We start from the raw sequence: 12,194 nt of genomic DNA on the forward strand, positions 1-12,194 counted from the left end.
CCCATGACCCGCTTCCCCGCATCCCTGCATCCCGGCGACACCATCGGCGTGACGGCGCCTTCCGCAGGCGCGGTCGGCGCGGGGATGGACCGCATCCGGTTCTGCATCGACTGGCTCCGCGAGCAGGGCTACGAGGTCGTCGTGGGCGACTGCCTCGAGGGCAGCGGCGTGACCTCCGCCCCGGTCGAGCAGCGCGCGGCCGAGCTGACCTCGATGCTGTGCGACCCGGCGATCCGCTGCGTCCTGCCGCCGTGGGGCGGGGAGACCGCCATCGACGTGGTCGACCTGCTGGACTGGGACGCGCTCGCAGCGGCCGAGCCGACGTGGATGGTCGGCTACTCCGACCTCTCGACGCTGCTGCTCCCGATCACGACCCGCCTCGACTGGGCGACGATCCACGGCGACAACCTCGCCGACACCCCCTACCGCCCGCCCGCGGGGCTGCTGTCCTGGCTGGAGCTCGCGTCCTCTCCCGGGCCGCACCTCCAGCGCGACTCAGGGAAGGTCACCACCTGGGGAGACTTCGCCACGGAGCCCCACGCCGTCGAGTGGCGGGGGGTCGGCGAGGGCAGCTGGCGCCTGCACGGTGCGGACTCGCTCTCGGCGAGCGGGCGGCTGATCGGCGGCTGCGTCGAGACGGTCGGGCACCTCGCCGGCACGGCGTACGGCGACGTCGCCGCCTTCGGTCAGCGCCATGCCGACGACGGCCTCATCGTCTACCTCGAGGCGTGCGAGGACGCGGCGTACTCCGTCTGCCGCCACCTGCACACGATGCGTCTGGCTGGCTGGTTCGAGCACGCCAACGCCATCCTCATCGGCCGCACCCGCGCCCCCGACAGCAACGGGATGACGCAGGACGAGGCCGTGCTCGACGCCCTCGGCCGCCTCGACCTGCCGATCGTGTTCGACCTGGAGATCGGCCACGTCGGGCCGCACCTGCCGCTGGTCAACGGCGCGCTCGCCACCGTGACCGTCGACGGTGACAACCACACGCTGAGTCAGGAGCTGCGCTGACGGCAGGCTCAGGCCTGGGGTGAGGTCTGCCCCAGGTGCGTACGCGCGAACTCCAGCGACTCGCGCAGGTCAGCGACCCGCTCCTCCTTCGAGGAGCAGCGGCGCGTGTTGATCTCCAGCACGACGGCGCCGTCGAAGCTGGTCTCGGAGATGTGCTGGAGGAACTTGTCCGCCCCCATCTTCCCGCGCCCCGGCACCAGGTGCTCGTCCTTGGCGCTGCCCGTGCCGTCGGTGAGGTGCACGTGCTGGAGGCGCGATCCCATCCGCTGCGCCATCTCGATCACGTCGTCGCCGGCGATCGCCGCGTGGGAGATGTCGATGGTGGTGTGCGCGAAGTTGCCGGCCGACGGGTCCCAGTGCGGCAGGTACATGCCGCTCGCCGTGACGCCGCGCTTGCCGGCGGTCGCGCGCCAGGGATACATGTTCTCGACGGCGAAGTGCAGGCCCGTCGACTCCTCGAGGTCGGCGATGCCCTCCTCGAAGCGGGCGGCGTAGTCCTTCTGCCACCGGAAGGGCGGGTGCACGACCACCGTCGGGGCGCCCAGCGCGTGGGCGAGCGCGGCGGAGCGGTGCAGCTTGCCCCACGGCTCGGTGCCCCAGACCCGCTGCGTCCAGAGCAGGCACGGGGCGTGCACGGCGCAGACCGGCATCTGGTGGTGGTCGGAGAGCTGCTTGAGCGCGGCCGTCTGCTGGGCGACGCCGTCCATGCCGACCATGACCTCGACGGCGTCGTAGCCGACCCGGGCCGCGTAGGCGAACCCGGCCGCCGTCGACTCGGGATAGATCGAGACCGTCGAGAGCCCCACGGTGATTGCCATGTCAGTCCGTACCCCGTCGGTCCAGGATTGATGTGGTCGAAGCGCTCGAGGATGACGCCCTCGCGCAGTGCCCACGGGCAGATCTCGAGCTCGGGGAGGTCGAAGATGTCCATCACGGCCAGGGCGACGAGCGCGCCGGGCACCATCTGGTGGGGCGCGGCTCGGCGAGACGCCGGGCAGGTCGGCCATCTTCTCCGGTGGCGTCGCGATCAGCGTCGGCAACCAGGCCTCGAGGTCGTCGCGGCGCAGCGTACGAGGCACGAGGTGGCCCTCCGAGGACGGCGCGGCGCCGCAGATGCGCGCCAACGAGCGGAAGGTCTTCGAGGTGGCGGCGGCACGGTGCGGGGCCCCGTGGCGCAGCAGGTGTCCGGCGTCGCGGGCGATCTCGGAGCGGATGCGGCGGCGCAGCTTGCGCAGCGACACCTCGTCGGGCGCGTCGGCGCCGAAGTAGTCACGAGCCAGGCGCGCTGCGCCCAGCGGGATCGACCACGCCACGTCCGGGGACTCGTCGGGGCCGCCGGCGATCTCCAGCGACCCGCCCCCGATGTCGAAGACGGCCAGCCGTCCGGCCGACCAGCCGAACCACCGGCGTACGGCCAGGAACGTGAGGCGTGCCTCGTCCTCCCCCGACAGCACCTCGATGCGGGTGCCGGTCTTGTCGGCGACGTGGTCGAGCACCTGGTCGGTGTTGTCGGCCTCGCGCACCGCAGAGGTGGCGAAGGAGAGCATCTCCTCGCACCCCTTGTCCTCGGCGACCTCCATCGCGGCCGCGGTGAAGTCGGTGAGGGCCTCGATCCCGGCGGACGACATCGAGCCCTCGGGAGTCAGGTGCTCGGCGAGGCGGAGGGGCACCTTGTAGGAGAACGCGGGCAGCGGCGCGGCGCCAGCGTGCGCGTCCACGACGAGCAGGTGGCCCGTGTTGGAACCGATGTCGAGGACGCCCAACCGCATGCTCCCAACCTACCCGGAGGATCGTGCGGACCGAGGACGGTCGCCCAGAACCTAGAATCGCGAGGTGCCCGAAGTCGACCTCGTCTTTCCCCGCGTCCACGTCGAGTTCGCGGACCCCGCCGACGCCGAGCAGGTCTTCCGGTGCGACCTCACGTGGCTCACCTCGGCGTGGACCTGCATCTTCGGCCAGGGGGTGCCCGGGCATCTACGACACCTCCCCCGACGTCGGCTGCTGCACCCTCGGCGCGCACTTCTCCGACGCCGAGGACGAGCAGCGGGTCGCCGGTTTCGTGGCGATGCTGACCCCCACCCAGTGGCAGCAGCACCCCGGCGGCGAGGTCACCGAGGGCGACTGGGTCGAGCTCGACGACGACGGGGAGCGCAAGACGCGGGTGAGTGTGGTCGACGACCAGCCGGCGTGCGTCTTCGCCAACCGTCCCCGGTTTCGCCGGCGGGGAGGGTTGCGCCCTGCACGGCCTGGCCCTGCAGATCGGTCGCAACCCCCTGGAGACCAAGCCCGACGTCTGCTGGCAGCTGCCGATCCGACGCACCTACCGGACCGTCGAGCTGCCGGACGACACCTCGTACCTGGAGATCTCGATCGGCGAGTACGACCGTCGCGGCTGGGGTCCCGGGGGCCATGACCTGGACTGGTACTGCTCGGGCAACACGGAGGCCCACGTCGCCCCGGACCCGGTCTACGTGACGCACGCCGCCGAGCTCACCGAGCTCATGGGCGCCCCGGCGTACGCCGCCCTGGTCCAGCACTGCGAGGCCCACCTGCGCTCGCGCTCGGCACTGGCGATCCATCCCGCCAGCCGCGGCCATCACGCGTGAGGTCCTGTTTCAACCACAACCCTCGATGTCAAGAGACATAGACCCCGGTTTATGTCTGACATCTGGGCTGTGGGAACAATCTCACCATGCGCCTTGACCACCTCTCCTACGCCGCGGGCCCTGACGGTCTTGCAGGAACAGCCGCGCGCCTGGGCGAACTGCTCGGCGCCGATTTCGTGGACGGCGGTGTCCACCCGCGATTCGGCACCCGCAACCGCACGCTCGCGCTGGCGGACGACACGTACCTCGAGATCGTCGAGGTTCTGGACCACCCGGCTTCCGACAAGGCCCCCTTCGGTCAGGCCGTCCGCGCCCGCTCCGCCCTCGGCGGCGGCTGGCTCGGCTGGGTCGTGAAGGTCCGCGACATCGCGATCGCCGAGCAGCGCCTCGGTCGCGAGGCCGTGCAGGGCAACCGCCGTCGCCCCGATGGCGTCGAGCTCCGCTGGAAGCAGGTCGGCGTCAACGGCCTCATCTCCGACCCGCAGCTCCCCTTCTTCGTGCAGTGGGAGACTGGCAAGGAGCTCCACCCGAGCGCCGGTGCCGACGGCAGCACGGCCCTCTCGGCCATCGAGATCGCCGGTGACCCCCAGCGGGTCAGCGAGTGGCTGGGCCAGCCGGTCGAGCACCCGCTGGAGGACGTGAAGGTCGACTGGGTCGCCCCGAGCGGCACGCCCGGCATCATGGCCGCGCACTTCCAGACCCGCAACGGGATGGTCCGGATCTGACCTCGTGGCGGGGCCTGGCGCCGCACGGCGTGCGGCCGAGCCCCAACATCTGGCACCACACCGCGACGTACGAGGTCGAGAACCGCGCCGTCGACCCTGACGGCCACCTCGTCGCCGCGATGCGCGAGACCGCCTCGTGGCGCGCCCGGACCGTGCTCGACCTGGGCTGCGGCTCCGGATTCCACCTGCCGTTCTTCGCCGAGGACGCCGCGCAGGTGATCGGCGTCGAGCCGCACCCGCCGCTGGTGCAGCTCGCGCGCCGGCGCACGAAGGCGCTGCCCCACGTCAGCGTGCTGCCGGGCACCGCGCAGGCGATCCCGCTGCCCGACGCCTCGGCCGACGTGGTGCACGCGCGCTGGGCCTACTTCTTCGGCCCCGGGAGCGAGCCCGGCCTCGCCGAGCTGGACCGCGTCGTACGCCGTGGTGGCACCGCGATGGTCATCGACAACGACGCGACCCGCTCGACCTTCGGTGCCTGGTTCCGTCGTGGCTACCCGATGGTGGACCCCGTCGCCGTCGAGCGTTTCTGGTCCTCGCACGGCTGGCAGCGTCGCAGCATCGACATGGGCTGGCGCTTCTCCTCGTGGGCCGACCTGGAGGCGGTCGTGAGGATCGAGTTCGACCCCGCGACGGCCGAGGCCGCGATCGCGGAGCACCGCGAGCGGCACGGCGACGCCCCCTCCGGCCTCTCGGTCGACTACGCGGTCAACCTGTGGTGGAAGCACTTCTGACCTCCGCGCGCCCGGGGACGGTGGAGTTGTCGGCGCCCTCCCCTACCGTGCTCGCATGACCAAGTCGACCCGCACCCGGACCACCTACCGCTGCTCCGAGTGCGGGTGGGAGACCGCGAAGTGGGTCGGACGCTGCGGCGAGTGCCAGGCCTGGGGCTCAGTGGCCGAGGCCGCCTCGGTCGCACCTGCCGGCCGCACGGCGTTGGCCGCGGTCACCTCGCCAGCCGTGCCGATCGGCCAGGTGCCCGTGGAGGACGCTGCCTTCCGCTCCAGCGGCATCCCCGAGCTCGATCGCGTCCTCGGCGGCGGGCTCGTGCCGGGTGCGGCGATCCTGCTGGCCGGTGAGCCGGGGGTCGGCAAGTCGACATTGCTGCTGGAGGTGGCCGCGCAGACCGCCCGCACCCGCCACCGCACGCTCTACGTCACCGGCGAGGAGTCCGCCTCGCAGGTGCGCCTGCGCGCCGACCGTACGCACGCGATCCACGACGAGCTCTACCTCGCTGCCGAGACCGACCTGGGCGCGGTGCTGACGCACATCGAGGAGGTACGACCGACCCTGCTCGTCGTCGACTCGGTGCAGACCATCAGCGCCTCGGGCGTCGAGGGCGTTCCCGGTGGGGTCACGCAGGTGCGCGAGGTCGCCGCGGCCCTGGTGCGGATGGCCAAGACCCGCAACATCACCACCGTCCTGGTCGGACACGTCACGAAGGACGGCTCCATCGCCGGTCCTCGCGTGCTGGAGCACGTGGTCGACGTGGTGCTGCACTTCGAGGGTGACCGCAACTCGCGCTTCCGCATGGTGCGGGCGATGAAGAACCGCTTCGGGCCCGTCGACGAGGTCGGCTGCTTCGACCTCTCCTCCGAGGGCATCACCGCCGTCACCGACCCGACCGGCCTCTTCGTGGAGCACCACTCCACCCAGGTGCCCGGCACCTGCGTCGCGGTCACGATGGAGGGCCGCCGGCCGTTGCTCGCCGAGGTGCAGGCGCTCGTCACCCCGACGGCCGCCGAGCGCCCACGGCGTACGACGTCGGGCGTCGACTCCTCGCGCCTCTCCATGGTGCTCGCTGTGCTCCAGCAGCACTGCGGCATCCGGCTGCACAACCACGACGTCTTCGTCTCCACCGTGGGCGGGGCCAAGCTGGTCGATCCTGCGAGCGACCTCGCGATCCCGGTGGCCGTCGCCGGCGCCTGCTTCGACGTCGCCGCCCCCGCGGGCGTGGTGGCGATGGGCGAGATCGGCCTGGCGGGTGAGCTGCGGCGCGTCCGCGACCTGCCACAGCGACTGGCCGAGGCGAGCCGGCTCGGGTTCCGCGTCGCGGTCGTGCCGGGTGAGCGAGGTCCCTCGAAGTCCCGCTCGCCGGAGTCGTGGACGGTCGACGGGATGCGGGTGCTCGACGTGCAGGACGTCGCCTCTGCGCTGCGGCTGCTGCGCCTGACCAAGGGTGACTGACGACGCGCCGCGACAGGGCGCCGGCGAGGGCATGGTCGGGCCTTCCGGCCGCTACACTGACGCTGCTGAGGGCTGGGCGCCCTCGGTGGTGAGGGACGGAGAACCACGTGGTCAACATCGAGCGCAGCGATGAACTCCTGCGTCTGCGGGCCACCCTCGCCTCGATCGCCCCCGGCACGGCCCTGCGCGACGGACTCGAGCGCATCCTGCGTGGCCGGACCGGCGCCCTCATCGTGCTCGGCTACGACAAGCTCGTCGAGTCGATCTGCACCGGCGGCTTCACGCTCGACGTGCCCTTCACCGCCACCGGCCTGCGCGAGCTCGCCAAGATGGACGGCGCGATCATCCTGGACAAGGACGTGACGCGCATCCACCGTGCCGCCGTGCACCTGATGCCCGACCACACCATCCACTCCGACGAGACCGGCACCCGGCACCGCACCGCTGACCGGGTGGCACGCCAGACCGGATTCCCCGTCGTGTCGGTGTCCCAGTCGATGCAGATCATCGCGATCTACGTGGGCGAGACCCGCCACGTCCTCGAGGACTCCGGACAGATCCTTTCGCGGGCCAACCAGGCCCTGGCCACGCTGGAGCGCTACAAGCTGCGTCTCGACGAGGTCTCCTCGACGCTCTCCGCGCTCGAGATCGAGGACCTCGTCACGGTGCGTGACGTCGCCGTCGTGGCCCAGCGCCTGGAGATGGTGAGCCGGATCTCGGCGGAGATCGAGGACTACGTGCTCGAGCTCGGCACCGACGGCCGCCTCCTCTCGCTGCAGCTCGAGGAGCTCATCACCGGCGTCGACGCCGACCGCGAGCTGGTGATCCGGGACTACCTCCCCGCCGGCAAGAAGCCCAAGTCGCCCGCGGAGGTGCTCGCCTCGCTCGGTGAGCTCTCGCCCACGGAGCTCGTCGACCCCGGCGCCGTCGCCAAGGCCCTGGGCATGACCACGGGAGACCACCTCGACGGCGCCGTCGCCCCACGCGGCTACCGGCTCCTCGCGAAGGTGCCCCGCCTGCCTCCCACCGTCGTCGACCGCCTGGTCGAGAACTTCGGCGGTCTCCAGCAGCTGCTCTCCGCAGGCATCGACGATCTCCAGACCGTCGACGGGGTCGGCGAGCTGCGCGCCCGCTCGGTGCGCGAAGGGCTTTCGCGCCTGGCGGAGTCGAGCATCCTCGAGCGCTACGTCTGAGGGTCCTCCCTCGTCCTCACGGGACGGCGGCAGGAGCCGTGGACGTCAGCCGTTCGGCTCGACCGCTCCGGACGGCTTCGGGCTCGAGGCCGGCTTCTTCGGCTTCTTCTTCTTCGGCTTCTGCTGCTTCGGCTCGACCGTCTTGGTCACCGTGACCGGCGAGGGCCTGGCGAGCTTGAACTGGACCGACGTCGGCTCGCCCGCGTAGGCCGCCGCGTTGACGTGGTACCACCCGGCGCGGGCCCAGTCGGTGAGGTTGGAGCACTCCTCGTCGGAGCGACGACCGCTCCACGCCATGACGACCTTGGTCTCGTGGTCGCGGTAGACGGTGACGTCCTTGGTGGGGATCGCCTTCGGGCAGTGGCGGCTGTGCCAGATCTCGTCGGGGTCCTTGCGCGAGCCCGAGTCGATCTTCACCGTCACGCTGCGCGAGGAGACCTGCCAGGTGCACGCCTCCGCGGTCTTGGTGGTGAGCACGAGCGTGATCGGCAGCTGGGCGCCGGAGCGCTTCTCCGGCACGTCGGGGGTGACGACGACGTCGTCGTTGGTGCAGACGCCGTCGGGGGCCGGGAGCGGGGGCTTGGTCGGCTTGGCGCGGGCCGATGCCGAAGGGCTGGCTGACGGGGTCGCGGTCGGCGACTCGGTGGTCCCCGCCTTCTCCGTCGTCTCCTTGCTGACCGTCGCCACGGCGTCCTCGTCGTCGGACTTGGCGTCACTGCTGCTGGTGAGCAGACGGGCGGTGCCGAAGACCACCAGGAAGGCGACGACGAGCACCAGGGCACGGCGGAACCAGTAGACGCGGGGCGGCAACGGACCCTTGGGGGAGGTCAGCGCGGACATGCTCGAAACGTTAGTCACAGCGACCACCCGGACTCGGGAGACTCTCCGGAGCCCCAGGACTTGTTCGAGGCGGTGGTGGCTACGATCGCCGCGATGAGCACGCTCCACGCACCGATCCTCGACTGGTATGCAGCGCACCAGCGCGACCTGCCCTGGCGACGTCCTGAGGCGTCCCCCTGGTCGGTCATGGTCAGCGAGTTCATGCTGCAGCAGACGCCGGTCTCGCGGGTGCTGGGACCGCACGAGGCATGGCTGACCCGGTGGCCGACGCCGGGTGCCCTCGCCGCCGAACCCACCGGTGAGGCCGTACGTGCGTGGGGGCGCCTGGGCTACCCGCGCCGTGCCCTGCGCCTCCACGCCGCCGCGACCGCCATCGTCGAGCGTCACGGTGGGGAGGTGCCAGCGGCGTACGACGACCTCGTCGCCCTGCCCGGCGTCGGTGACTACACCGCCTCGGCGATCGCCAGCTTTGCCTTCGGTCGCCGCCACGTCGTGCTCGACACCAACGTGCGCCGGGTCTTCGCCCGGGCGGTGAGCGGCGTCGAGTTCCCGACCACCGCCCCCACCCGCGCCGAGCGCGACCTCGCGACCACCCTGCTGCCCGAGGAGCCGGCGGTGGCCGCCGAGTGGGCCGTGGCCGTCATGGAGCTGGGGGCCCTGGTCTGCACTGCCCGGTCACCGCAGTGCGGCGACTGCCCCGTGCGGGAGCAGTGCACGTGGCTGCGGGCCGGGCAGCCGGCGTACGACGGTCCACCGCGCCGCGGGCAGGCGTGGGACGGCACCGACCGGCAGTGTCGCGGTCGCCTGATGGCGCTGCTGCGCGACGACCACGGCGCTGTCCACGCCAGTCGCCTGGTCTCGGCGTGGCCGGACGCTGGTCAGCGGGAGCGTTGCCTCACCTCGCTGCTCGCCGACGGCCTCGTGGTGCAGGCCGGGGACGAGACGTACGCCCTCCCCTGACCCTCCCCCACACCGGGAGAACGGCAACGGCCCGGTCGCCTCCGCTCTCGCGGGGCAACCGGGCCGTCGTCACGTCAGACGCACCGGGTGGTGCGACGTCACTCGCCTTCGCGGGGGACGTCCACCGGGCCGGCCGAGTCGTCGGGGCCCTCGGGGAGCCCACCCTCGACGTCGATCGTCTCCAGCGGAGGCATGTCCGGCACGGTCGAGTTCTTCTGGCCGGCGAAGGTGAAGGTCGCGGTCGGGCCCTCGCCCTCGACGTCCACGAGCACGATCTGGCCGGGGCCGACCTCGCCGTAGAGCATCTTCTCGGCCAGCACGTCCTCGATCTCGCGCTGCACGGTCCGGCGCAGCGGGCGAGCGCCCAGCACCGGGTCGTAGCCGCGCTCAGCGAGCACCCGCTTGGCGGCCGGGGTGACCTCGATCGTCATGTCGCGGTCGCGCATGCGCAGGTCGACGGAGGCGATCATGTTGTCGACCATCGCCACGATCTGCTCCTGCGTCAGCGGCGGGAACACGATGACCTCGTCGACGCGGTTGAGGAACTCGGGGCGGAAGTGCTGCTTGAGCTCCTCCGACACCTTGGCCTTCATCCGGTCGTACGTGCCCTGGGTGTCGGACGCGTTGCCGAAGCCGAGGCTGACGCCCTTGGCGATGTCACGCGAGCCCAGGTTGGTGGTCATGATGATGACGGTGTTCTTGAAGTCGACCACTCGACCCTGGGAGTCGGTCAGGCGACCTTCCTCGAGGATCTGGAGCAGCGAGTTGAAGATGTCGGGGTGGGCCTTCTCGACCTCGTCGAAGAGGACGACCGAGAACGGCTTGCGGCGCACCTTCTCCGTCAGCTGGCCACCCTCCTCGTAGCCCACGTAGCCGGGGGGCGAACCGAAGAGGCGCGAGACCGTGTGCTTCTCGGCGAACTCGCTCATGTCGAGCTGGATGAGCGCGTCCTCGTCGCCGAAGAGGAACTCGGCCAGCGTCTTGGACAGCCACGTCTTACCGACGCCCGAAGGACCGGCGAAGATGAACGAACCGCCGGGGCGCTTCGGGTCCTTCAGGCCGGCACGGGTGCGGCGGATTGCCCGGGAGATCGCCTTGACGGCGTCGTCCTGGCCGATGACGCGCTTGTGGAGCTCGTCCTCCATCTTGAGCAGACGGGTGGACTCCTCCTCCGACAGCTTGACGATCGGGATGCCGGTGGCGACCGCGAGGACCTCAGCGATGATCTCCTCGTCGACCTCGGCGATCTCGTCCAGGTCGTTGGAGCGCCACTGCTTCTCACGCTCGGACTTGGCAGCGATCAGCTGCTTCTCCTCGTCGCGCAGGCGCGCTGCGGCCTCGAAGTCCTGACCGTCGATCGCGGCCTCCTTGCGCTGGCGCACGTCGGAGATCTTGTCGTCGTACTCGCGCAGGTCGGCGGGAGCGGTCATGCGACGGATGCGCAGGCGCGAACCGGCCTCGTCGATGAGGTCGATCGCCTTGTCCGGCAGGAAGCGGTCGGAGATGTAGCGGTCGGCCAGCGTCGCCGCCGAGACCAGCGCCTCGTCGGTGATCGTCACGCGGTGGTGCGCCTCGTAGCGGTCGCGCAGGCCCTTGAGCATCTCGATCGTGTGGGCGATCGACGGCTCGGCGACCTGGATCGGCTGGAAGCGGCGCTCGAGCGCGGCGTCCTTCTCGAGGTGCTTGCGGTACTCGTCGAGCGTGGTGGCACCGATGGTCTGGAGCTCACCGCGGGCCAGCATCGGCTTGAGGATGCTGGCGGCGTCGATCGCGCCCTCGGCGGCACCCGCACCCACCAGGGTGTGGATCTCGTCGATGAAGAGGACGATGTCGCCGCGGGTCTTGATCTCCTTGAGCACCTTCTTGAGGCGCTCCTCGAAGTCACCGCGGTAGCGCGAGCCAGCGACGAGGGCGCCCAGGTCGAGGGTGTAGATCTGCTTGTCGCGCAGCGTCTCGGGGACGTTGCCCTTGACGATGTCCTGGGCGAGGCCCTCCACGACGGTCGTCTTGCCGACGCCCGGCTCACCGATGAGCACCGGGTTGTTCTTCGTGCGGCGCGAGAGGATCTGCATGACCCGCTCGATCTCCTGCTCGCGACCGATCACCGGGTCGAGCTTGCCCTCGCGGGCGGCCTGGGTGAGGTTGCGGCCGAACTGGTCGAGCACCAGCGAGGACTGCGGGGTCTCACCGGCGCTCGAGCTGGCGCCGGCGCTCGCTCCGGCCGTCTCCTTGCCCTGGAAGCCGGAGAGCAGCTGGATGACCTGCTGGCGGACGCGGTTGAGGTCGGCCCCGAGCTTCTGCAGCACCTGGGCGGCGACGCCCTCGCCCTCACGGATCAGACCGAGCAGGATGTGCTCGGTGCCGATGTAGGAGTGGCCGAGCTGCAGCGCCTCGCGCAGGGAGAGCTCGAGCACCTTCTTGGCGCGGGGGGTGAAGGGGATGTGGCCCGAGGGAGCCTGCTGACCCTGGCCGATGATCTCCTCGACCTGGGCCCGGACGGCCTCCAGCGAGATGTCGAGGGACTCCAGCGCCTTGGCGGCCACACCCTCACCCTCGTGGATGAGGCCGAGCAGGATGTGCTCGGTGCCGATGTAGTTGTGCGAGAGCATGCGGGCCTCTTCCTGGGCCAGCACCACCACTCGTCGGGCTCGGTCGGTGAACCGCTCGAACAT

10 protein-coding genes and 3 pseudogenes are annotated in these 12,194 nt (G+C 71.0%); 8 read left to right on the forward strand and 5 right to left on the reverse strand.

What is annotated here, in order from left to right; translation table 11 throughout:
• Positions 1-3: 3 nt before the first annotated feature.
• Positions 4-1,014, forward strand: a complete 1,011-nt coding sequence (locus FCL41_RS15070; RefSeq protein ID WP_137064862.1) for a S66 family peptidase — start codon at positions 4-6, stop codon at positions 1,012-1,014.
• Between the two features lie 8 nt (positions 1,015-1,022).
• Here FCL41_RS15070 and FCL41_RS17830 read toward each other — a convergent pair whose 3' ends face one another.
• From FCL41_RS17830 to FCL41_RS17840, 3 genes and pseudogenes are all read right to left on the reverse strand, one after another.
• The gene (locus FCL41_RS17830) at positions 1,023-1,832 is read right to left on the reverse strand and encodes a sugar phosphate isomerase/epimerase family protein (protein WP_137064861.1); all 810 of its coding nucleotides are present in this window, start codon (positions 1,830-1,832) and stop codon (positions 1,023-1,025) included.
• 92 nt (positions 1,833-1,924) lie between these two features.
• Positions 1,925-1,978: pseudogene (locus FCL41_RS17835) on the reverse strand (hypothetical protein); the annotation flags it as partial.
• Between the two features lie 67 nt (positions 1,979-2,045).
• A pseudogene (locus FCL41_RS17840) lies at positions 2,046-2,783 on the reverse strand (Ppx/GppA family phosphatase); the annotation flags it as partial.
• Between the two features lie 23 nt (positions 2,784-2,806).
• Here FCL41_RS17840 and FCL41_RS17860 point away from each other — a divergent pair.
• The 6 genes and pseudogenes from FCL41_RS17860 to disA all read left to right on the forward strand — a co-directional run.
• Positions 2,807-3,166, forward strand: a pseudogene (locus FCL41_RS17860) (hypothetical protein); the annotation flags it as partial.
• 13 nt (positions 3,167-3,179) lie between these two features.
• Complete coding sequence (locus FCL41_RS17740) at positions 3,180-3,620, forward strand: DUF3109 family protein (RefSeq protein WP_338088642.1); 441 nt, start codon at positions 3,180-3,182, stop codon at positions 3,618-3,620.
• Positions 3,621-3,706: 86 nt separating this feature from the next.
• A complete protein-coding gene (locus FCL41_RS15085) occupies positions 3,707-4,345 on the forward strand; it encodes a VOC family protein (RefSeq protein WP_137064858.1) in 639 nt (212 codons plus the stop codon).
• A 29-nt stretch (positions 4,346-4,374) separates the two neighbouring features.
• Positions 4,375-5,076 (forward strand): class I SAM-dependent methyltransferase, encoded by a 702-nt coding sequence (locus FCL41_RS15090; RefSeq protein WP_239021667.1) that lies wholly within the window; start codon positions 4,375-4,377, stop codon positions 5,074-5,076.
• Positions 5,077-5,131: 55 nt separating this feature from the next.
• Positions 5,132-6,529, forward strand: coding sequence for a DNA repair protein RadA (gene radA, locus FCL41_RS15095; protein WP_138868071.1), 1,398 nt, complete (start codon positions 5,132-5,134; stop codon positions 6,527-6,529).
• Between the two features lie 107 nt (positions 6,530-6,636).
• Positions 6,637-7,722, forward strand: coding sequence for a DNA integrity scanning diadenylate cyclase DisA (disA, locus tag FCL41_RS15100; RefSeq protein ID WP_137064856.1), 1,086 nt, complete (start codon positions 6,637-6,639; stop codon positions 7,720-7,722).
• Between the two features lie 45 nt (positions 7,723-7,767).
• Here disA and FCL41_RS15105 read toward each other — a convergent pair whose 3' ends face one another.
• Positions 7,768-8,562: a hypothetical protein gene (locus FCL41_RS15105; RefSeq protein ID WP_137064855.1), complete on the reverse strand. Its 795-nt coding sequence runs from the start codon at positions 8,560-8,562 to the stop codon at positions 7,768-7,770.
• 93 nt (positions 8,563-8,655) lie between these two features.
• On the opposite strand from FCL41_RS15105, the gene FCL41_RS15110 reads away from it, so the two are divergent.
• Entirely contained in the window at positions 8,656-9,522 is an 867-nt protein-coding gene (locus FCL41_RS15110; protein ID WP_137064854.1) for an HhH-GPD family protein, read from the forward strand.
• A 98-nt stretch (positions 9,523-9,620) separates the two neighbouring features.
• Here the strand turns inward: FCL41_RS15110 and FCL41_RS15115 are convergent, their stop codons facing one another.
• Complete coding sequence (locus FCL41_RS15115) at positions 9,621-12,194, reverse strand: ATP-dependent Clp protease ATP-binding subunit (RefSeq protein WP_137064853.1); 2,574 nt, start codon at positions 12,192-12,194, stop codon at positions 9,621-9,623.

The sequence above is a fragment of the Nocardioides jishulii genome, from assembly GCF_006007965.1.
Lineage (GTDB): Bacteria > Actinomycetota > Actinomycetes > Propionibacteriales > Nocardioidaceae > Nocardioides > Nocardioides jishulii.